Genomic DNA, 21,627 nt, shown 5'->3' with positions numbered 1-21,627 from the left:
CGGCGCTGACGCTGTGCAAGCCCCCTCTGCAACGTCAGCGTCAACGGCGGGTAGAACGACCACCGGCGCTGACGCTGCGGGAGCCGGGGGGAACCGGGGGGCGTCGGGTCGCGTCGGCGGGCGGGTCAGGACCAGTGCGGGGGGCGGTTCTCGCGGAGCCAGCGAGCCGACGTGTCGTCGTCGCCCCGCTCCCCCCAGCCCTCGTCGGTGTCGTCGCTCGTCTGCTCGACCGGGGTGCGCTCGACCCCTGCGGCCTCCGGCGACGAGCCGGCGCCAGCTTCCGCGGCCGGCGCCGGGGTCCCGGCGACCCGACCCCCTTGGCCCTTGCCCTCGCTCTCGTCAGCGGCGGCGGCGGCCACCAGGGGCCGGGTCGAGGTCAGGCCCTCGTCCGAGCCGACCCGCTGCGGGGTGCTCGACGCGCGACGTGGGCGCCGGGTCATGACCGCGGGCGGTCGGCCATCGACCTGATCCGCGCGACGTCGCGCGCGGGGTCGCGGAAGGCGTCCCGGGTCCAGACCCGCACGTGCTGCCAGCCGAGCCGGCCGAGGTGCTCCGCGCGGAGGCGGTCGCGGTCGCGGGCGCTGGACATCGCGGCGTACTCCGGTCCGTCCGACTCCACGGCGACGGCGAGCCGTCCCGGGTGGTGCGGGTCCTCGACCGCGAGGTCGATGGGGGCCGCCGACGAGCCGAAGCGCTCGTGCACGACGAGGCCGGTGTCGCGCAGGCGCCTCGCGAACTCGGCCATGACGACCGACTGCGTCGGCGCGCTCGGGACGACGTCGCCGGGCCCGCCCTCGACCGCGGCGGCGGTCGACGTGGCGGCGTGCTCGAGGAAGTCGCGCAGCATCTGGGCGCCGCGGGCCTTGAGCCGCTGCGGGTCGAGCTCGTCCGCACCGATGGACGACACGACGGTCATGCGCTTCTTGGCCCGGGTGATCGCGACGTTGAGGCGGCGTTCGCCCCCTTCGGTGTTGAGCGGGCCGAAGCGGTGCAGCACCCGACCGTGGGGGGTCTTGCCGTAGCCGACGGACAGGATGACGGCGTCCCGTTCGTCACCCTGGACCCTCTCGAGGTTCTTGACGAAGAAGCGCTCGTGGACGTCCTCGGTGAAGAAGGTCGCGGTCCTCGTGTCGAGCCCCTGGAGGGCTCGGCGAAGCGCGTCCTCGATCCGCTGGGTGTGCGCCAGCCCCAACGCGATGACGCCGAGGCTCTCGCTGGGTCGGGTGCGCGCGTGCTCGAGGACCAGCTCGACGACCCGGTCCACCTCGGCCTGCGTCGTCTCGACGCTCGCCGCTCCCTCGGTGAGGACGCCCACGCCGTCGACGAGCTCGTGGCGGAGCACGGGGGCCGAGCCGGTCCCCGGGAAGGTGACGAGCGAGCCGCCGTAGACGTGCTCGTTCGCGAACGAGATGAGCCGCTCGTCCTGCGAGCGGTAGTGCCACGAGAGGCGACGGCTGGGAAGCGTCGCCGCGAGCACGTCGAGGATCGACTCGACGCCCTCGGTGAGCCCATCGTCAGGGGCGGCCATACCGCCGTCGGAAACCGTCGTGAAGAACGACGTCGGGGGCAGCTGCTTGGCGTCGCCGGCCAGCACCACCTGGCGCGCACGGGAGATCGCGGAGACCGCTTCGGCCGGGGGCACCTGGGACGCCTCGTCGAAGACGACCACGTCGAACCAGACGCCGGGCGGCAGCACGGAGGCGACGACGAGCGGGCTCATCACCCAGCACGGCCGCGACGCCGTGAGCAGCTCGCCGGCCACGGGGAAGAGGTCGCGCAGCGGTCGGTGGCGACGTGACTTCGCCGCCTCGGCGCGCACGATGCTCTCCAGCTCGGGCGCGTCGGACAGCACCCGGTCGATGTTGGCGCGCACGGCGGCGCGGACGCGGGAGGCGTTCTGCCGCAGCACCTCCCGGTCGGCGGAGGCGAACTCACCGAGGGTCCGGCGCAGGTCCTCACCGTCGTGGGCACCCACCCGGGGGTCGCGCAGGGCGATGTCGTCGAGCACCGAGCTCCACCAGACGAAGTCGGCCTCGCTCGCGACGTCGTCGGCGGGCACGCGGCGGGTGGCGAGGTCCTCGAGCAGCGAGCCCAGGCCGGCGGCGCGCATCGACTCGACCGGGCCGATGATCGACGGAACGACCGCGAGCCGGTCGGGGGCGTCGGCGAGCGCCTGGAGGCGGTCACGCAGATCGTCGCGCGGCACGTCGAGCAGCGACGCGGACTCGTCGGTGTGCGGCACGCGCTCGTCCAGCCACGCGAGGTCGGCGGCGAGGGCGGCGTACGCGTCGGTGGCGCGGTCGAGGTCGGCGGGCATCTCGGGGCGCCCGCCGGCACCGGCCATCTCCTTCCAGGCACTCCTCTGCTCGCTGGCCGCGAGCAGGGCCGCGTGCAGGTCGGCCGGCGGGCGGCCGGGCCGCACGTGGCGACGGACCTGGCGCCGCAGCCCGCGACGCTCCCACCACCCCAGCTCGGAGCCGACGGAGGACCGGTAGGCCGCAGTGCCGGTCGCCGCGACGAAGTCGCCCAGCGGGACGTCGAAGATCTCGGGCCGGAACGTCTCGAGGGTGTCGCGCACCTGCGCCACGGTGTCGAGGATGCGCCCCCACTCCCGCACGGTGCTCGACGGCGGGAGCCGGAGCCCGGTGAAGACCTCTCGCAGGGTCTGGCCGACGTCCTCGATCGCGGAGCCGGACCAGCGCTCCACGAGCTCGCGGGCCCGGATCGCCTCCTCGGGGGTGCGCACGGTCGCGCCGTACCAGGGGTCCGCGCCGCGGTCGGTGCGCCACGCGCCGAGGGACGCGACCCGCGTCATCTCGCGGGCGAGCACCTCGAACCGCTCGAGCGGCAGGGACTGGAGCGCCTCACCCCGGATCCGCACGCGCGAGTGCGGGGGTCGCTGCGTCGTGCCGAGCCCGCTGATGGCCTCCTGCACGTCGTGGACGGACACCCCCCACGGGTGCCGGGGCTCGTGCATCGCGTCGAGGTGCTCGCGCAGGGAGGACGCGGTCGACCGCAGCCGGTCGACGTCGCGGCTCGCCGGGTCGGCCGGGCGCGGGGAGCCACCCGGCAGGGTGTCCGCGAGCTCGGTCGCGATGCGGCGCCGGCCGCGGGGGCCGTCGTGCAGGTCCAGCACGAGCTCGCCGAGCCCGATCCGGTCGAGGCGTCCGACGACGGCGTCGATCGCGGCCCGCTTCTCGGCGACGAAGAGCACCCGCTTGCCGTCGGCCGCCAGCGACGCGACGAGGTTGGCGATCGTCTGCGACTTCCCGGTCCCGGGCGGGCCGTGGATGACGAGGTGCGCGCCCGAGCGGGCGGCCTCGATGGCCTCCTGCTGGGAGGAGTCGGCGTCGAGGACGAGGAGGCCCCTGGCGGGGTCGGGCACGACGTCGTCGGCGCGGCCGGGGAGCTCGTGCCGCACGGAGCGCAGCGCCGTGGCGTCGCCGGCGATGGCGGCGATGACGTCGTGGTCCGCGAGGGCGTCACCGTGGGCGGCGAGGTCGGCGACCATCGGCAGCTTCGCGTAGGAGAACGTCCCGAGGACGATGCGCGGCGTCACGGCGAAGTCGGGCACGGAGGCGCACGCCTCGGTCAGCGCGGCATACGCGGGGTAGGGGTCGAACCCCCCGGGACGGAAGGCGAGCGCCTCGAGCTTCTCGGTGTCGATGGTGACGCCCTGCTCCGAGGCGAGGTAGTGCTCGAGGACGGGGTTGAGCTCGATCTCGTCGCCGAGGTCGAGCTCGTAGTCGTCGTGCTGCGGCGTGGTCGGACGCAGGGTGCAGCTGCGCAGCAGCACGGGCGCTGCGGGCTCGCGCCCGGCGGCCGCACCGCGACCCCGGCCCAGGCTCCACGTCGCCATGCCCACGGCGACGAAGCCGGTGTCGATGCCGCGCTCCTCCCGCAGCTCGCGGGACTTGGCCGCGATGGTGCGGGCTCGGCGGCGGGCCTCGTCGAAGGCGGCAGGCTCGCGAACCAGGTCGGACAGGCGGGTAGGACGACCGGCGAGGAGCATGGCCACGCCGCCCGGGTGGGCCGTGGTGAGGTCGAGGGTGCCCGTGGGCAGGTCGCGGTACCAGAGCAGGGTGTTGCGCCCGCCGAGGTCGACGAGATGCCTGGTCCACCCCTCGACGGCGTGGCGGACCTTCTCGGTCCGCGAGTCGATCTCTGACTGCGGTCCGGTCTCACTCACCTCAGCAGGCTAACAACGACAGGCGCGTATGCCGTGTGCCGCCACCCTGCGGGCAGCCTCGCCACCCGACGTGGCCGGGATCGGGGAGGATGGCGCCATGTCAGAGGATGCAGCGCAGGACCCCGGATCCGCGACGACCGGGCTCGTCCGGGTCGTCCGTCACGACGACGGGGTCGCCGAGATCGTCCTCGACCGGACGGAGGCCATGAACGCCGTCTCGACCGCGATGGCCCGGGCGCTCACCGAGGCCGCCCAGGGCCTGGCCGCGGACGAGACGGTCCGCGCGGTCGTCGTCTCGTCGTCGCACCCCACGGCGTTCTGCGTGGGCGCCGACCTCAAGGAGCGCAACCGGCTGAGCGACGACGAGCTGAGGGCGCAGCGTCCCGGCAACCGGGCGGCATACGGCAGCGTCCTCGACCTGCCCGTGCCGGTCATCGCCGCCGTGGGCGGCTACGCGCTCGGCGGCGGCTGCGAGATCGCGCTGTCGTGCGACCTCATCGTCGCGTCACCGCGTGCGACGTTCGCGTTGCCCGAAGTCTCCGTCGGCGTCATCCCCGGGGGTGGCGGGACCCAGCTCCTCACCCGGCGCATCGGCTGGTCCCGCGCCGCCGACCTCATCTTCACGGCCCGCCGGGTCGACGGCATGGAAGCCCTCGCCCTCGGCCTCGCGGACAGGGTCGTCGAGGACCCGCGGGCGGCCGCGCTGGAGATCGCCGCGACGATCGCGGCGCACTCCCCCGTGGGCGTGCGCAACGCCAAGGCGGCGATGCGCGCCGGCATGGACGTCTCCCTCGCCGACGGGCTGGACGTCGAGGACGCCCGGTGGCACGACACCGCCTTCAGCCCCGACCGCGCCGAGGGCGTCGCGGCGTTCGCGGAGAAGCGTCGGCCCCAGTGGCCCGGGGTCAGCGCTCGCTGACCTCACCCGTCCCGCGCAGTACCACGGCGAGGACGCCGATGGCCAGGGCGACGACGAGCGCCGCGAGCGCGAGGGCCTGGAAGCTCGCCACGTCGACGACGACCCCGGCGAGCGCCCCGCCGAGGCCGGCGGTGAGCCCCATGACGAGGTCGCTCGCACCCTGGGCGCCAGGTCGCTCGGCGGCCGGGAGGGCCGCGGTGAGCATCGTGGAGCCGGAGACGAGCGTGCACGACCAGCCCAGCCCGAGGAGGAAGAGCGCGACGAGGAGCCCCGTCGAGTGCCCCTCCGGGGCCGTGGAGGCGAGCAGCGTGGCGGTGGCGAGCACCGCCGACCCGACGATCGCGACCGCGCGCCCGCCGAGTCGATCCACCGCCAGCCCGGTCAGCGGTGAGAAGGCGAACATCCCGAGGATGTGGACGCTGATGACGAAGCCGATGACGGTGAGGTCGGCCTGGCCGTGCCTCATGTGCAGCGGCGTCATGACCATGACGCTCACCATGACCATGTGGCCGAGAGCCAGGGTCATCAGGCCGAGCAGGGCCCGCGGATGGCCGGCGACGACGCGCAGCCCGCGGCCGACGCGACCGTGCGTGCGGCCGGAGGCGCCGGGGTCGGCCGCGACGGCGCGACGCCTGGCCTCGACCAGGGGGTCGGGGCGCAGCCGCACGAGCAGGACGGCGATGGCGAGCAGCAGCCCGGCGAGCGAGAAGACGAACGGCCCGGTGAGCCGGGGCAGCCCGAGCAGCCTCGACACCGGCTCGCTCGGGCCGACGAGGTTCGGTCCGACGACGCTCCCGATGGTCGTCGCCCAGACGACGAGGCTGATGTCGCGGCCGCGGTGCGCCGGGGCGGCGAGGTCCGCCGCGGCATACCTCGCCTGGTTGTTCGACGCCGTCGAGCCACCGAACAGCAGGCTGGCGGCGAGCAGCAGCGCGAAGCTCCCGACGACCCCCGACATGATGAGACCGAGCGCGCCGACGAACGCGAGGCCGTAGCCGAGCACGAGCCCGTGCCGCCGCCCGCGCGCCGCACTGAGCCGGGCCATCGGGACGGCGATGAGAGCGGAGCCGAGGACCTGGAACGTCGAACCCAGCCCGGCATACGTCGGCGAGCCGCTGATTTCCTCGGCGAGCAGCGCGCCCACGGCGAGCCCACTGGCGAGCGAGATCCCGCCGAGCACCTGCGACAACGACAGGGTCGCGACGGTGCGCCGCTGCACGAGGTCGCGCTGTCCGCGCACCCCGGTGCCCCCGCTCGCCGTCACCCGCCCGAGTATGCCGTTCGCCCGGCCGGTTCGTCGTCGAACCTCGGTGCGCACCGCGCTGACGGGCGTCAACTAGGCTGGTCAGCGGCCTTCGGGCCTCCCCGCCCTCGTAGCTCAGGGGAAGAGCACTTCTCTCCTAAAGAAGGTGTCGCAGGTTCGAATCCTGCCGGGGGCACTCACGAAACCCGCTGTGAACAGCGGGTTTTCGTGTTTTCCGGGTCATCCGACGTGGACATAGTTGGACACAAATTGACCCTTTTGTGGCACGCTTAAGGCACGGTATGGCACATATATGGCACGGCCCACGGCCACGCCCGACCCTTAGGAGGTCCGCCGATGGCTGGCCGCAAAGGCCGCAGTGGGTTCGGCAGCGTCCGTAAGCTGGCGTCTGGGCGCTGGCAGGCCCGGTACTCCGGGCCGGACACGATCTACCACTCGGGCCCGACCACCTTTCAGACCAAAGGCGACGCCCAAGCATGGCTGGCTGAGGAACGACAGCTGATCTCCCTGTCGACGTCGCTCGAATATGAGGCCGATGCGACGCTCGAAATCGAGGCCACCGGTTCGTGTTTCTAGTGTGCCGTGTCTTGGGTTCTGATGCTGGGCAGGGTGTCGATGCCGCGGTTGCGGAGGCGGTAGCTGGCGCCTTTGAGGGTGAGGACGTCGGCGTGATGGACGACGCGGTCGATCATGGCCGCGGCGACGGCTTGGTCGCCGAACACGGCGCCCCAGCCGCTGAAGGGCAGGTTGGAGGTCAGGATCAGCGAGGCGTGTTCGTAGCGGGATGAGACGAGCTGGAAGAACAGGTTCGCGGCGTCCTGCTCGAAGGGGAGGTAGCCGACCTCGTCGACGATGATCAGGGCGTAGCGGCGCAGCCGGGTGAGCTCTTGGGGTAGCCGGCCGGCGCGGTGGGCGTCGGTCAGGCGGGTGACCCATTCGGTCGCGGTCGCGAACAGGACGCGGTGGCCGTGGTGGGCGGCGGTGATGCCCAGGGCTGTGGCCAGGTGGGTCTTGCCGGTGCCGGGTGGGCCGAGGAGGACGATGTTGCGGGCCTCGGTCAGGAACGCGCCGGAGGCCAGGGCGGCGACCTGCTGGCGTACCGCGGGTTGGGCGTCCCAGTCGAACTCCTCCAGGGCCTTGCGGGCGGCGAAGCCGGCGGCGCGGATCCGCAGCTGGGCGCCGGAGGCGTTGCGGGCGGCGACCTCACGGTCCAGGACGGCGGCGAGGTACTCCTCGTGGGTCCAGCCGGCGTCGCGGGCGTGGTCGGCCAACCGGGCGGCGGCTTCGGTGATCCGGGGCGCCTTCAACGCTGCAGCGAGATAGGTCAGCTGCTTGACCGCCTCGGCGGCGCTGGTGGTCTTGGCCGCCATCACGCGACCTCGCCATCGGTGAGCTCGTCGGTCAGGCCGAAGGCGCGGTCGTACTCGGCCAGGTCCCGCGCCAGCGCGTCGTCAGCCGGTGCGCGACGGGGTTGCTGGAACTGCTCGCGCAGCACCTTCGCGGCAGCGACATGGGCGGGGTCGGTGAGGGTCATGCCACGCGCCCACACCCGGTCATGGGAGGCGACCAGGCGACCTTGGTGGTGCACCTGCACCCGGGACAGGTCAGCGCGGACGTCGACGAAACGGCCGATGGCCGCGGGGTCCACGGAGTAGTCGCTGCTGTCGACGCGGACGTAGTAGTCGCGTCCCAACCGGACCCGGTTGACCCAGCCGACCGCGGGCGGCACCGGTGGCAGCGCCAACATCGCGGCCCGGTCGATGTCGAGCCGGTCGACCGGGCGGGCCTTGGTGGTGCGCACCACCCGGGCGTTGGCGATCCTGAGCCAGGCGGTGAGCTGGGTGTTGAAGTCGGCCGGGGAGGTGAAGTCCCGCCCGGGCATGAAGGAGGTTTCGAAGAACCCGTTGCGTCGCTCGACCACCCCCTTGGATTCGGGGTCGTACGCCTTGAGCCGCTGCAGCGTCGTGGCCAAGGTCCCGGCGAACGCCCCGACCCCTTCGGCGTGCCGCTTGCCGCGGCCGATGCCGGACTCGTTGTCCCAGATCAGCCGCCGCGGGACGGCGCCGAGCTGCGTCAGCAGCTCCCACATCCCCAGCAGCAGATCCGCGGTGTGCCGGGTCGGGATCATCACCGCGAGCATGAACCTGGAGTGCGCGCAGGTGATCACCAGCACCGGCAACAGCGCCGTGGTGCCGTCCTCGAGCGGGATCCGCTTCGCGGGAAACCACAGGTCACACTGCGCCGCATCCCCTGGCAGCCACATCAACCGGTCGCACGGGTCGACCGGGGCGTGCTGCGGACGCACCCGCCGCACGTTGTCACGAAACCAGGTGATCGACCCCGTCCAGCCGACCCGTTCGGCGATCACCGTCGCCGGCATGTCCGGCGTCGTCGCCAGCAGCTGCGCCACCAGCGGCTCGAACGGCGTGAACGCCGTCGGCACCGAAGGCCGCTCGTACTTCGGTGGCCGGTCGCAGGCCAACGCTCGCGCCACCGTGGACCTCCCAATCCCCAAGTCCCGCGCGACCTGACGCTGCGGAACACCGTCCGCGACCAGCCGCCGCACCAACGCCCAATCCTCCACCGAGATCACCCATCCAATCTGTCTGGGTGGCCTCGTTTTCGACCGTCGCTATGGCCTCGTTTTCAAGCGTCGTCGACACTCCCAGCGGCGATGGTCGTCACCGAACGAGCGAGCAGCCGTGGCTGCGGCCGCCGAGGCCAGCCGGCGCGAGCGGACCCTTGCGGCCTATGCAGATGCGTGGCTGTTGGGCCGAGTGACCTCCTCGGGGGCTGCGCTACGCCCGTCCACCAAGGCGGGATACCGGAACTCCCTGGACGTCCACATACTCCCCGGCTTCGGTCAGTTGCCACTGGACGAGATCACCACGCCTGCTGTCCGCCAATGGCGCGGAAAGTTCTCGATGGAAGGGCACGACGCCGCGGGGGCTAAGGCGTACGGCTTGCTGAAGGCCATCCTGCAGACCGCCGAGGACGACGAGCTCATCCTGCGCAACCCCTGCCGCCTTAAAGGTGCTGGCCATGCCCAGAAGCGAAGAGAGTCGATTGCTCTTTCCCCGGCTGAACTCGACCAGATTACCGAGGCCATGCCGCCCCGATGGCAGGCACTCACGCTCGTGTCCGGCTGGTGCGGACTGCGCATCGCAGAATCCGCAGGCCTGAGACGACGCGACGTCGACCTCGATCTCGGGGTTCTGGTCATCGCTCAGACTGCGCAGTATGTCGGCACACCCGCCCGACTGGTCATCGGGCCGCCAAAGTCCTCGCGCGGCGCCCGCGCGGTGCACATGCCGGGCCATGTCACCGAAGCCTTGGCTGCGCACCTCGCTGCCCAGGAACCGGGCCGACCGAATGATTACGTCTGGACCCGTCGGGACGGGCAGCCTATCTCGCGGCACACCGTCCTATCCGCATACAAGTCCGCGACCCGGACGATCGGCCGGGACGGAATGGTGTGGCATGACCTCCGACACACCGCCAACACCCTGGCTGCCGACGCCGGAGCGACCCAAGCGACCCTCCAAGCGCGGATGGGCCACGCCGACCCGAAGGTGAGCTCCATCTACCTCCACACCTCGCAAACCCACGACCGTGAGCTCGCCAGCCGTCTACACCAGATGGCCCGAAAGGAGCCCTCCAAGGACTTCTAACACCGGGACCGGCGCGGTCGAGTGGTACGCCGCCTGAGTGAGGACTCGGACGTCAGCAGGGGCGCATCCGCAGGAGCATCGTCGGTGGCAATGGCGACTCCGTCGGAGGCCGGCGTCCGAATCTCCGTTCAGCTTCCCCGTGCTTGACTTACGCGTCCGCCGGGCGGGGTCAGGCTGAGGTCAACGACCCGCTGACAGTCTCCGTCAGTGGTCGACCAGCCTCCCGCGGGCGAATGATGCATGGGCAGGGAGCAGCCACTCTGCGTCAGTCAGTTCCCTAGGCCAGCGAGACGACGATTCCCCTCAGGCCGACGCATCAGCCCAAGCCCAGATGCCCTCGTCATGTTCGATCCCGCCGACCGTCACCCGTTCTCGGATCGAGCCCATCGTCGCCGGAGGCTTCGGCATCGACACCTCCGGCATCGGGTGCGGCACCGGGTCATCCGCGACGCGCTCCGGAGGTGCCAATACCTCGGGACTACCCACTGCGCGCTCTCCGTCACGGCGCATGAGTGAGATCGCACCGGTCGGGGACACCCGGTTGCCGATGCCGCGCGATGAGTCGCTGGTCAGCCGAGGCCAGCTGACGGATCAGCGGCCGGCGTCGTCGAGGGCTGTTCTTACGTAGCGATCCCAAGTGGTCTCGTCGACCAGGTTGTCGAAGGTCGGCCTAGGGGCGGGTCGGGTGATCCGGCCGATGAGCTCGGTGACGAGGGTCTCCGCGGAGTCGTCGTCGAAGGGAAGCGGTCCGGTCTCAGCGGAGGTGTCGGGGTGGTCGGCCCACGCGTACGCGTCAGCGATGCCGTGGTCGACGCTCAGGATCGGGTGCTCTGGCCAGGGGATCCGCTTCCTTCTCGCGCGTTCCCGGAGGGCAATCGGGGCTACCTCGGCCTCCGGCAGGTCCCCGACGATGACGACCGGGCGTTTGAGGTACAGGCAGAAAAGGGCCTCGGAGGCGGTGCCGTCGCTGCTCCCGCCGATGGCGATCGCAGCGTCGCACAGGCAGGCTTCGACGAAGTTGCGTCGGTGGTCCCAGCCGGGGGTGACGACCATCGCGTGCAGCCCCCGTGGCTGCGGCTCTCGCGCCTCGCTCTCGTTCGCCACACCGATCCAGGTCGCCGGGGCGTCGCGGGATCCAGCGCCCTCCGCAGCCCAGATCGCGGCGTCCTTCACCGTATCGGCATCGATCAGGTCGCCTCCCGTCAGGAGGACGGCCGCGGACTGCTTGACTGCGACGGCGATCAGGCGGGCAGCGGCCAGCTCACCTTCTTTCACTGTGTTGCTGCCGAAAACCGCGATCCTCCGAAGCACAGGGTCTATGGGCATGGTCGCCTCCTCAGGGCTACTTCTTCTTCGGCTTCTGCTTGGGCACCGGTCCGGCCGGTGCCGGATCGGTCTGCGCTGCGGCCGACTTGGCCCCGCCGCCGGCGTGCACTCGGCCGGCCGCGACGGCGGCCTTGTGAGCGAACTCCGCCATCGCTTTCCGCTGCGCGGTCCGTCTGTTGCCCATGTCGAGCTGGTGCACGTCCCAGCCTGCGGCGACCAGCGCCGTGATGTCGCTTGCCCGAGTGAACGGGGCCTTGGTCACCCTTGGATAAGGCGGGAGGATGATCCCTTGCTTACTCACCTTCTGCCTATGTGCTTCCCATTCCGCTTCATCAGCATCGATCTCCTCCTCCGTCGGAACCCTGTCCTGCTCGTAGGTGTGAGTGGGCGCAAGAATGAAGATCGTTCGTTCGCGGATCGACGCCGGGACTTCGGTGATCGCCTTGATGAGCGCCGGCGTACACCAGCCGTGACACGGCGACCGGTTGACCGCGAACACCACTTGGTGCTGACCGGGTAGGTTCTCCAGCTTCTGCAGGACTTTCGGCCAGGACGTGTCCAGCAAATTCTCTTCGGCGTGGTTGAGCGTGTCACTGGCGACGACGCTGCCTTCGGCCACGCGATCGATGGACACCAGCGCATGTGACTTGTAGCTCGGGGGCTTGCGGAACAACTCCTCGCCGAGAGTCTCGATGCTGAACGCGTCAGACCACTTGATGCGCCGGCCCTCCCGTTCGCTGGCCCGCGCCGAGACCACCAGCTCCATCGACTCCTCGTCGGGCACGTCCACGTCGAGGGAGACCAGGCCCTGGCCGGCGTACTCGGAGTAGACGGCGCTGACCAACGACTGGAGCTCGGCGGCCGACCGCAGCTTGCCTCCGCTGGCATGTTCCACGACCTGGCCGAGGGCTGCCGCCTTCACTGCGACTGGGTCGACCGGACGTCCCTTGTCGGTCGCGGCGCCGGGACCCGCGTCGCCCGAGGGTGCACCGGGTGCGCGCCCGGAGCGTCCGGGAGCGCTTGCGGGAGCGGGCGCCGCGCCGCCGGCGGCGACCGGCTCCGCGGCGGTCGGCGGGCCTTCCGGCTCTTCGGTCCAGGTGCCCTGCTTCTCCTGTTCGCCGGTCCGGCCCTTGGGGACGTGGTCGTTGATCAGGTCGGTCATGAACTTGTCGGCGCTGAAGTCAACGGCCGAGAACTCGATCTCGGGGAGATCGGGCGAGCCGACGACGTAGTCGACCTTGGCGCCGATCCCGAACTGGCCGGGGAGCGGGTACTCGAGCTGCCCGAGCGGCCAGGTCCACTTGTCGTCCGGGGCCGGTGACCACCACGGACTGTCGAGCTCCACAAACAGGTCGCCGCTGAGCGCCAGGGAGGGCTGGGCAGCCAGCTCCAGCGCACCTTGTAGGTAGAACTCGCCCGAACGTCCCTCGGCCGGCGCGGCCTTCTCGCGATAGCCGATCCGCGGGCGGGCCTCGACGTACCCCCGGATGCCCGCCAGGGCGGAGAGCCCGACTCCGACCTTGATGTCGTGCTGCGCGATCTCGATCCCGACCCCGCCCTCCGCGCGGAGCCGAAGTCCTGCGAAGGCGGAGATGTTGAGCGCGGCCGAGAGGCTGAGCGCGTTGGCGATCAGGGGGTCGGTGGAGTACTGGCCCTCGACCTTGATGTCGTAGAGGATGCCGGGCCCGAGCTTCGCGAGTGCCTCCAGCCCGATGTTGGCGAACAGGAAGACGTTGCCGACGAGCGGGACGCCGTACATCGTGCGGATCTCGAGGAGGAAGATCCGCTTCACGATGTCGCGCTGGGCGAACAGCTCGACCCGGGCCGGCGGCGCGATCTCGCCGATGACCGTGATCTGGCCCTTGTTGTCGATCGCGACCTTGGCCCGACCAGTGAGCCACTCGGTGAACGCGAAGTCGAGCTCCCCCCAGCCGGCCAGCGCCCGCGGACCCGGCTTCGGCCCCTCACCACCTGCCGCCGGCGCGACAGCGGGTGCGGCGCTCGTGCTCCCGGCCCCCGGGGCTCCACCGGGGGGCACCAGCATCGCGGGGTCCAGCTTGCGGGCAGCGATCGTGCGGGCCGACTCCAGGTCGGTGACGACCAGGTTGACCTCGCCGGTGAGCTTCTCGGTCTGGTAGCGGGCCTTGCCGCTGATGTCGACGACACCGCCCGCGAAGACCGCGACCACGTTGCCGGAGAACTTCGCGATCGTCACCGGCACCTCGATGCGACCCGAGATCAGCCCGGCCGCATCGCGGGTCACGGAGAGCTCGGCCTCGGCAAGCCCACCGACCTTCACGTGCGCCGCACCGGCGAAGCTGAGGGCCTCGTTGGTCAGCCCGAACGCCGCCGTTCCCTTCAGGTAGCCGGCCAGACCGAAGCGAAGGTCGTCCACGCGCACGCAGATCTGGCCGCCCAGGAACGTGTTGACCACGCTCGGCACCTTGAGGTCGTCCAGCCCGATCCAGCCGAGCTCGGCGGGGTGTGTGCGGATCCAGGCGGTGAGGGCGCTGGGGTCCGGTGCGACCTTGTCACCTCGGCGCACAGACACGAAGCCGGAGACGGCTCCGCGCTTCACCTCGACGACCAGGACGGTGTCGAGGCCGGCCGCTCGGGCTGCGGCGAGGGCAGGATGCTCGAGGGTCAGTGCCTCGGACCTGCTCGCTGTCCTCCATGTCTCGCCGTCGGCTTTCATCCGGAGACTGCCTGAGGCCAGCGAGCCCAGCCGCACGGGGACCGCGAGCCCTCGCTTTCCGGCCGCCGTGATCGCCGCCGCGACGTCCGGAGGGGGCGCAAACTCGCTGACCCCGTCCAGGACGACGGGCGTCAGCGCGACCGGAGGCTGGGCGGCCTGGTTGCCCGGCGCGGCATCAGGGGTGACGGGCTTCGATCGCCGGGTCGCGGTTGGGGGTGCGCTCGCCGCTACCGGGGCGACCGTTCGTTCCGGCGTGGCGACCGGGCCGGTCACGGCTCAGCCTCCTGCTCGCGGGCCAGGCGCAGGTAGCCCCGGAACTCGGCCGACGTGGGGAGCTTGCCCTGTTGGCGGCGCTGCCGGGCCAGGGCGAGCATCACGTGCTCCATCCCGATGGGCTCCTCGGCGGCTGCGGCCATGAAGGCCGCGGTGAGCGTGGCGCTCCGGATGTCACCACCACTGAGGGTGAAGCGCTGCGCGAGGGTGGCCGGATCGAGGTCGGGCGACACCGGCGCCTGCGGCGGTACTGCCAACCGCCAGAGCCGCTCCCGGGCCGCCTGGTCCGGCAGCGGGAACTCGACGTGGAACTGCAGCCGACGGGCGAAGGCGTCGTCGAGGTTGCCGGGCAGGTTGGTCGCCAGGATCACCACACCGTCGAAGGCCTCGAGCCGCTGGAGGAGGAACGCGACCTCGAGATTGGCGTAGCGGTCGTGGGCGTCGCGTACCTCCGAGCGCTTGCCGAACAGCGCGTCCGCCTCGTCGAAGAACAGCACGCTCGTGCCCGTCTCCGCGGCCGCCAGCACCCGGTCGAGGTTCTTCTCCGTCTCACCGATGTACTTGCTGACCACGCTCGACAGGTCGACGCGATGCAGGGCCAGGCCCAGCTCGCCGGCGACGATGGAGGCGGCCATCGTCTTGCCCGTCCCGGAGGGACCGCTGAACAGCGCCCGGATGCCCGGGTGGCCGCCCGACAGCCGCCCGAACGCCCAGGTCTCGAAGACCTGGTGCCGCAGCCGGATCGCCGCGACGAGGTCGCGGAGCCGGTGTTCGGCCGCCGGGGGCAGGACCAGGTCCGGCCACGAGTACGTCGCGCGGAGCTGCTCGACCAGGCCGGCCGCGGGCGGCGTGCTGCTCTCGCGCGCGACGCGCCGCAGCGTTGGGAGGTCGGCCCTGCCGGCACGCGCCGCCGCGGCGGCGGCCGTGCGGATCTGGCCCGGACCCAGGGCGAAGAGCCGGGCAACCTCCTCGACGTCGCCCTGGGCCGGCGCGAGCGCGTGAGCAGCGAGCGCGCTGCACCAGAGCGCTTCGCGCTCCATCGGATCCGTTTGGTGCAGCGGCACCCACTCGTGGTCGATCCCCGCCAGCCGGAGCCTGCCGCGGTCCTCGGGGCGAACACCCACCACGACCGGGACCGGTGCGGCGCGGATCCGCTGCCAGACGTCACGGGCGCCGTCGGCGGAGAGCAACCCGACCTCGTGGGCGACGAGCAGCGCAGCCCGGTTGCCCAGCCTCGCAGCCAGGAAGGCCGCAACGACCGGATCGCCGGTTGAGTTGGCGACGGTCGTGCAGACCACCGGGTCCGTGCCAGTGGCCTCGCGGACGGCGGCGACCAGGTCGTCGTGGTCGGTGTGCTCGACGACCATCACCCGAGGCGTCAACGCGGGGCTGAGCGGCCGGTCGGCCGCCCCGTCGACCAGGAAGGCGCGGACGGTCTCGGCCAGCAGCAGGCCGGCCGAGCGCCAGCTGGGGGCTGCCTCGACCCGGTGCACAAGCAGGGCGCCGCTGGCCACCACGGGTGAGTCCGGCGCCAGCCGTCCACCCGGGCCGGCGAGTCGGTGCACCAGGTCGACGGTGGGCAGCCGTCGCGCCACGTCGTCGTTGAGGTAGGCGTAGAGCGCCTGGTAGCCGGGATCGACCTCGGGGGCCAGGCACAGCACCAGGGCGAGCAGCCCCACCTCGTCGAGACCGAGCCGGAGCACTGCCTCGCCGACCGGAGTACGGCGTGCCGTGACGTCGCGGAGCAACGACTCGCGGTCCGCGTCGAGGCGGGACAGCTGGGCGGCGGCCTCTGGGGAGGGCACCTCGCGAGCCACCAGCCGGTCGACCTGTTCGTGGCCGACGTACAGGCCGCGCAGCTCATCGGAGCTCAGGGCGTACCTCGCCCGCAGTCGCAGGATCTCCCGGTGCAGCGCGACGTCGAGCCAGTCCAGCCACGGTTGCAACCAGTCGGGACCGCGGTGGGTGGTCACCCGCGCGTCGACAACGTCCATGTCACCTCCGGGCAGGTGGCGAGACGGAAGGTGCCCCGGGTGAGCCCGGCCATGGACAGGAGTACGTGGAGCGGTGGCTGGCCGAGCTCGACCGCCACCAGCTCCGGCTCGACAGTCGCCGAGGCGGGGAAGCGCAGCAGGTTGTCGCGCAGATGTCCCGTGCTGGACCCGGCCATGCCGGGCAGCCGGTGCGCCAGCACGGCCAACAGCCGGTCAGCAGCGTCGGGGACCAGCCGGCCCTCCGGCTCGTGCCGGCGCAGCCATCGCGGCACCGTCCAGCCGTCGGCTTCCTCCGGGATGCCCAGTGCCCGCCTCAGCAGCCCGTCGAACACCGGGGCGACCCCCTGGTCGTCCAGGGCCGCAGCGACCACCAACAAGCGCAGCCAGCGGGTGGCCTCGACGCCGTCGTGCGCCTCCCAGCCTTCGGTGACGGCCGCCCAGTCCAGGAGGTCGTCGATGAAGGGCAGCAAGAAGAACATCCCCCCGAACGGCGTGGACAACAAGGGCCCCTCGGTCACCTCACCCAGCACGGCCTCGGCGAGCAGGCGCCGGTCTCCCTCGGGCCAGGTGACCAGAGCGAGCAGCTCGTTGGTCGAACCCAGACCGTCGCTGGCTTCCCGCCACCGCCCAGCGGTGAGGTCGGCCAGGATCCTGGGGGCCCGATCGCCCCGGGCGAGCACCGCCGCTACCACTGCGGCGACGTCGGCGGCGGCCGTGGCGACGGAGGCCAGCGATGTCCCCCCGGACCGAGCGGCGGTGACGCAGAGCAGCACGAGCGAGCCCGGACCGGTTAGCAGTCCGCTCCGGACCAGCGGGCCGAGCGCGGTCAGCACGAGGCCGCGGCGGCTCGTCGCGCCCGCCCTCGGGACCAGCGCCGCCAGCACCTCGCGACCTATGCGTCCCGGCAGCCGGCCGAGGACCCGCACCCGGGCCGCGTCATCGAGGTCGAGCAGCGCCGCGGCGGTCGCGTCGGGCTCCGCTGTGGCCAGGGCGAGCAACACCGTCGGCAGGTCGCCGGTGAGGTGGTCGAACTGGGCGTACTCCCACCGCCCGGCAGCACGCCGCGACGCCCTGTCGTCGAGGAAGGCCGCAAGGTAAGCGGCCCGGTCGCGGAACCACAGCACCTCCCCATCGCCCGAGGTGCGGTTGATCGAGTGGACGAGCGCCCGTCCGAAGGCGGCCGCCAGGACGTCGAGCAGCTGCGGCTCGGACCACGCCACGCTCGACTCCATGTCCACATCGAGACGGCGCACCAGCCAGTAGCCCTCGGCCAGGCTGCGGGCGGCCACGGCCTCCCCGAGCCGGGTCTCGAGGCCGTGCCCGGACACGGCTCGGCGTACCGCCGCCGCGGCCACGGCACGGGGAGCCGCAACTCGCACGTAATGCCGGTGCACGGTGAGCCGAGACGCTGTGGCGGCGGCAACAGGCGGCGTGGCCATGTGTCAGGCCTGGCGTGCCAGGGCCGGCTCGGCGACCGGCTCCAGTGCGCCGGCGAGCTGCTCCTCGAGGATCCGCATGCCACCCTCGAGAACGAGCAGCCGATCGCGTACCCGGCTGCGCTCGTCGCTGAGCGCGGCCAGGCGGGCCTCGCCCTCGGCGTACTCCTGGCGGAGCTCCTGCAGTCTGGCCAGCTGCCAGGACAGGTCGTGTGGGCTCTCCACGCCGTCTCCTCTCATCGGGGCCCGAGGGCCAGGAACGTGAAGCCGGCGTTGGCGTCGGCGCCGTTGGCTGCGGCCGTGGCGACCACGGCCGTGCTCGAGTCGAGGTAGTCGATCACCGCGGTCTCGCCCGGGTCGACGCTGGCGCCTGCGTCGATGTCGAGGTCGCCGTACACCCGGGTGACGATCATCGTGCCGGGGCCGGTGAACGGTGTCGTGAAGGTGAGCAGGTACTGCCCGGTCGCCCGGCGGACCACGGTGAAGCCGTCCCCGCTGCGGATCGTGCCGTCGATGCGTACCGAGCCCCAGACCAGCCTGATCCCGGCGACGGCACCCACCGCCTCGAGCCCCTGGAAGCGGAAGGCTCCGGAGGCCAGAACGTCGCCGCGGACGTCCAGCTTCGCGGTCGGTGCGGCTGTGCCGACGCCCACGTTGCCGCCATGGTGGCCCATCGCCACGTCGCCGGAGTGCCCACTGACCAGCAGTCGGGAGGACCAGGTCCGGTTGTCGTTGAGGATCGTGGTGAAGACCTCGAACCGCGGGGCTCCGGGGGCGGCGTCCAGCTCGATGGTGGCGGCGGGCTTGGAGGCATCGGGGAACACCCAGGTCCCGTTGCCCGCGTCGTGGTGGGCGTTGAAGGTCAGGCTGCTCCAGTTGTCGTCGCCGCTGAGATACAGCGAGCGCTGCCGGATGCCCAGGCTGGCGTCCACGTGGAGGGGATGGGTCGGGTTGGTGGCTCCGATCCCGACCCGTCCCGTCGAGGTCATCGACACCAGTGGCACGCCGGCGCCGACGTTGTTGTTGAGGAACCGCAGCGTCTTCGCTGCGGCGTCGGCCTGGATATGGAAGTTCTTGTCGCCGGCCGGGTCGTCACCCCATTGCACGCCGTCTGCCGGCACGTGCAGCGGGGCGGTCGGCCTGTCGATACGCACGCCGACGTTGCCGGCATCGGTCACCACCAGGTGCGGCTCGTGGGTGTCGCGGCCCTGCGGATCGGTGCCCGTCTTGGGTCCGACGACCAGCCGGTTTTCGCCCGCCGACTGGTCGCCGATGACGAGGGTCAGCGCGCTCGAGGTGCCGACGGGGTCGGGCGAGCGGAGCATGCCGAAGGGCTGCACGGGCGAGTCGGTGTGCGAGATCCGGAAGTCCACGCGGCCGTCGTAGAGGCGGACGTCGCCGTCGGCCCGCACATCGCCCTCGACGCTCAACAGCTCGCCGGTGTGGTGCGGCTCGTAGGGCCGGGAACGGTCATGTACCCGCACCACGCCGCCGGTCGCCTCGACGGAGCCGGCCACGACCCCGGCGTACTGCCGGCTCTGCCGATGCAGCTGCATCGCGGCCGCGTCGCGGGCGACGAAGGTGCCGGGCTCGCCAGGTTGGTAGTTGACGAGGCCCAGGGGCACCAGCCACCGCGCGAAGTCACCCTCGTCGGGGAAGTCCTGGTGCGGGACGCTGGCGTCCTCGAGCGGTGCGGCGGCGGGGTCGAACGTCTGCAGCGCCAGGGCGGCGTCGATGCTCTGCCCGGCGATCGTGATCTCGTCACGACGGCTGGCCGTGGTCGGCCGCGTGCCGGCCTCGAGTGCGAAGCCCTCCTCCGCTCGGGAGTACGACGCGCCCTGCCCACACGTCTCGAAGCCGGGCCGGGGCCCTCGGGTCAGCTGCTCGTCATAGCGGATCCACACCTCGACGAGCTGCGGCGGTGGCGGCGGGCTGCCGGACACGAACGTCGCGTCCAACGCCGCGAACAGCGATGCGTTCAGCCGCACTGGATCGGACACCAGGATCGGTCGTCCGTAGCCGTCCCACGCGTAGCCCGGTTGGAGTACGACGTCCAGAGTCGCGTTCGGGCCGGCCACCTCGGTCAGGTCCATACCGAGCGCGATGCCCCACCGGTGGGCGCCCAGCAGCACCCGGGCGCGTTGCACGCGCTCGTAGTCGACGACCGCGGTGAGGTCGTCCGCCTCGAGGTACTGGCCCTCGTAGAAGCGGGGCCGGGCCGCCTCGCTCATTTCTCCACCTTCGCCTTGAGGGTGCGCAGCTGCCCGGCCTGGCTCTTCACGGTCTTGGTCAGCGAGGCGATCGACTTCTCGAGGGCGGCGATCCGGTCGGCCGCACCGCTGTCTCCGCCGCTCGTCACGCCTCCCGGGATAAGGCGCGAGAACTCCGAGGGCACCACGGCCTCCGTCGCGGGCAGCCCGACCTTGGTCAGCGCCATGGCCAGCAGTGGGTTGGCGAGCTCGAGCGGGCTGGCCAGTGCCGTGCCCTTGTCATCGGCGGCGCCCAGGCTGGCCAGCACGGTGGCCTCCAGGCCTGCGAGTGGCGAGATGTCCCCGGCATACTGCGCGGCCAGGCCGAGCAGGGCGGTCGGGGCACCCGGGACAGGTGCCTTCGCCGCGGCCGGCGGCACGTGCACCGACGCCGCCGCGGCGGCCGCACCGGCGGGGCTGGCCGGGGTCGTATCCGCGGCGACCGCCTTGACGCGCAGCTTGGAGTCGAGGTTGAAGCCGCCCCGGAGCGGTTGGCAACAGAGTCGCTCAAGGGCGGACCGCAGGGTGTCGAAGATGGGGATCCAGCCGAGCCAGTACGACAGGTTGGTGGCGGTCAGCGCGAACTTGCGGGCACTCCAGTTGCAGATATCGAGCACCCGGAGATCGGCGGACCGGACCGTCAGCACCGCGAGCGGGACACAGTCGTCCTCGCAGGCGGTCGGACACGGCGGCAGCAGCGCCGAGCACACGCAGGACCGGAAGAGCTCGATGACGATGCCGGCCATCGTCTTGAGGGCCACGATCGCCTTCTCCAGGGCCTGGGGGTCGGCCGGGTCCGGGATCACGACCTCCGAGAGTCGCTGCCCCAGGAGGCAGTTGTGGATCGCACTGGTCTCCAGCAGGTCCGCGAGTTCGGCCTTGAACTGGTCGGCGTAGTCCACCACCTCCTCCGGCTTGGGGTCGTCTGGGAAGTCGCTGATCCGGTCGCGCAGCGACTTTAGGCAGGCCAGCACCCGGTCGGGCAGGTCGCCCGACAGGTCGCGTTCTGCGCCCTTGTCGGTCGTTGGTGCGACCTTGGTGACGGTGAACCGGTAGCCCTCGCAGATGACCGTCGGCTCGCAGCCGCCCGGCCGCGCCGGCCGCGGCGAGCAGGAGCCTCCGCAGTCGCCCCCACCCGACCCGCCACAGGACCCATCGCAGCCGCACCCCGAGTCGCGGGTGCGCAGTGCTCCGATCGGACGGCTCGGCTGTTCGTCGTAGCAGATGCTCAGGACCCACTTCTGGCGAGCCGCCTCACAGTCCTCGGGGGTCACGCCGTACGGCGGGCAGTCGGCCTGGCGGGTCCTGCGCTGCTCGCGCACCAGGGCGCCGACGTCGACGGAGGTGTCGGAGCAGACGACAATGTCCTCTCCGCACGGGCCGAGGGCGTAGCCCGGACGAACAGTCACGGTGTCGTCACACGGGTTGCAGACCACCTCCAGGCCACACACCACGCCGGTGCCGTGCAGATAGTGGTTGTGCAGCCGGTCCTTGCCGATCCGGTACTCGTCCTGCCGGTCGAAGTCCGCGGCGGTGATCACCTGGCCGTCGAACATGCGCGGACGACACAGGCAGACCAGGCCGCACTCCTCGCAGCCGCCACAGCCGCAA

Annotated in this window: 15 protein-coding genes and 1 tRNA gene; 4 read left to right on the top strand and 12 right to left on the bottom strand. The window is 71.8% G+C overall.

Annotation, left to right across the window (positions count from 1 at the left end):
- Positions 1-125: 125 nt before the first annotated feature.
- Positions 126-440, bottom strand: coding sequence for a hypothetical protein (locus AC3EU2_RS10910; RefSeq protein ID WP_488176322.1), 315 nt, complete (start codon positions 438-440; stop codon positions 126-128).
- Positions 437-4,189 carry an AAA domain-containing protein gene (locus AC3EU2_RS10905; RefSeq protein WP_488176321.1) on the bottom strand — a complete coding sequence of 1,251 codons (3,753 nt, stop codon included), beginning with the start codon at positions 4,187-4,189 and terminating at the stop codon, positions 437-439. The genes AC3EU2_RS10910 and AC3EU2_RS10905 overlap by 4 nt, the downstream gene beginning before the upstream one ends.
- A 97-nt stretch (positions 4,190-4,286) precedes the next feature.
- Here AC3EU2_RS10905 and AC3EU2_RS10900 point away from each other — a divergent pair, with 97 nt between their 5' ends.
- The gene (locus AC3EU2_RS10900; protein WP_488176320.1) at positions 4,287-5,108 is read left to right on the top strand and encodes an enoyl-CoA hydratase/isomerase family protein; all 822 of its coding nucleotides are present in this window, start codon (positions 4,287-4,289) and stop codon (positions 5,106-5,108) included.
- On the opposite strand, the gene AC3EU2_RS10895 is transcribed toward AC3EU2_RS10900, so the two are convergent.
- Complete coding sequence (locus AC3EU2_RS10895) at positions 5,095-6,372, bottom strand: MFS transporter (RefSeq protein ID WP_488176319.1); 1,278 nt, start codon at positions 6,370-6,372, stop codon at positions 5,095-5,097. The two genes, AC3EU2_RS10900 and AC3EU2_RS10895, sit on opposite strands and share 14 nt — an antisense overlap.
- Positions 6,373-6,475: 103 nt before the next feature.
- Between AC3EU2_RS10895 and AC3EU2_RS10890 the strand changes: the two genes are divergently transcribed.
- Both AC3EU2_RS10890 and AC3EU2_RS10885 read left to right on the top strand, forming a co-directional pair.
- Positions 6,476-6,547: transfer RNA gene (locus AC3EU2_RS10890), tRNA-Arg, on the top strand.
- 161 nt (positions 6,548-6,708) lie between these two features.
- Positions 6,709-6,948 (top strand): hypothetical protein, encoded by a 240-nt coding sequence (locus AC3EU2_RS10885; RefSeq protein ID WP_488176318.1) that lies wholly within the window; start codon positions 6,709-6,711, stop codon positions 6,946-6,948.
- Here AC3EU2_RS10885 and istB read toward each other — a convergent pair.
- Together istB and istA are read right to left on the bottom strand one after the other, a co-directional pair.
- The gene (gene istB, locus AC3EU2_RS10880; RefSeq protein WP_488176317.1) at positions 6,945-7,742 is read right to left on the bottom strand and encodes an IS21-like element helper ATPase IstB; all 798 of its coding nucleotides are present in this window, start codon (positions 7,740-7,742) and stop codon (positions 6,945-6,947) included. The two genes, AC3EU2_RS10885 and istB, sit on opposite strands and share 4 nt — an antisense overlap.
- Entirely contained in the window at positions 7,742-8,965 is a 1,224-nt protein-coding gene (gene istA / locus AC3EU2_RS10875; RefSeq protein ID WP_488176316.1) for an IS21 family transposase, read from the bottom strand. The genes istB and istA overlap by 1 nt, the downstream gene beginning before the upstream one ends.
- Positions 8,966-9,074: 109 nt before the next feature.
- Here istA and AC3EU2_RS10870 point away from each other — a divergent pair, with 109 nt between their 5' ends.
- Positions 9,075-10,043, top strand: coding sequence for a tyrosine-type recombinase/integrase (locus AC3EU2_RS10870; protein WP_488176315.1), 969 nt, complete (start codon positions 9,075-9,077; stop codon positions 10,041-10,043).
- 591 nt (positions 10,044-10,634) lie between these two features.
- Here the strand turns inward: AC3EU2_RS10870 and AC3EU2_RS10865 are convergent.
- The 7 genes from AC3EU2_RS10865 to AC3EU2_RS10835 all read right to left on the bottom strand — a co-directional run bounded on the left by AC3EU2_RS10865 (position 10,635) and on the right by AC3EU2_RS10835 (position 21,572).
- Positions 10,635-11,369 carry an SLOG cluster 4 domain-containing protein gene (locus AC3EU2_RS10865; RefSeq protein WP_488176314.1) on the bottom strand — a complete coding sequence of 245 codons (735 nt, stop codon included), beginning with the start codon at positions 11,367-11,369 and terminating at the stop codon, positions 10,635-10,637.
- 16 nt (positions 11,370-11,385) lie between these two features.
- Positions 11,386-13,812, bottom strand: a complete 2,427-nt coding sequence (locus AC3EU2_RS10860) for a hypothetical protein (protein WP_488176313.1) — start codon at positions 13,810-13,812, stop codon at positions 11,386-11,388.
- Positions 13,813-14,333: 521 nt separating this feature from the next.
- A complete protein-coding gene (locus tag AC3EU2_RS10855; protein WP_488176312.1) occupies positions 14,334-16,331 on the bottom strand; it encodes an ATP-binding protein in 1,998 nt (665 codons plus the stop codon).
- Positions 16,307-17,659 (bottom strand): hypothetical protein, encoded by a 1,353-nt coding sequence (locus tag AC3EU2_RS10850; RefSeq protein WP_488176311.1) that lies wholly within the window; start codon positions 17,657-17,659, stop codon positions 16,307-16,309. Before AC3EU2_RS10850 ends, AC3EU2_RS10855 begins: the two co-directional genes overlap by 25 nt.
- Positions 17,660-17,773: 114 nt before the next feature.
- Entirely contained in the window at positions 17,774-17,992 is a 219-nt protein-coding gene (locus tag AC3EU2_RS10845; protein WP_488176310.1) for a hypothetical protein, read from the bottom strand.
- 11 nt (positions 17,993-18,003) lie between these two features.
- Positions 18,004-19,998 (bottom strand): hypothetical protein, encoded by a 1,995-nt coding sequence (locus AC3EU2_RS10840; RefSeq protein ID WP_488176309.1) that lies wholly within the window; start codon positions 19,996-19,998, stop codon positions 18,004-18,006.
- Positions 19,995-21,572 (bottom strand): hypothetical protein, encoded by a 1,578-nt coding sequence (locus AC3EU2_RS10835; protein WP_488176308.1) that lies wholly within the window; start codon positions 21,570-21,572, stop codon positions 19,995-19,997. The genes AC3EU2_RS10840 and AC3EU2_RS10835 overlap by 4 nt, the downstream gene beginning before the upstream one ends.
- Positions 21,573-21,627 lie beyond the last annotated feature (55 nt).

Source organism: Knoellia sp. B-D-2, assembly GCF_057714695.1.
The sequence above is the reverse complement of the archived record's forward strand: the minus strand, read 5'-3'. Positions and strand labels throughout refer to the sequence as shown.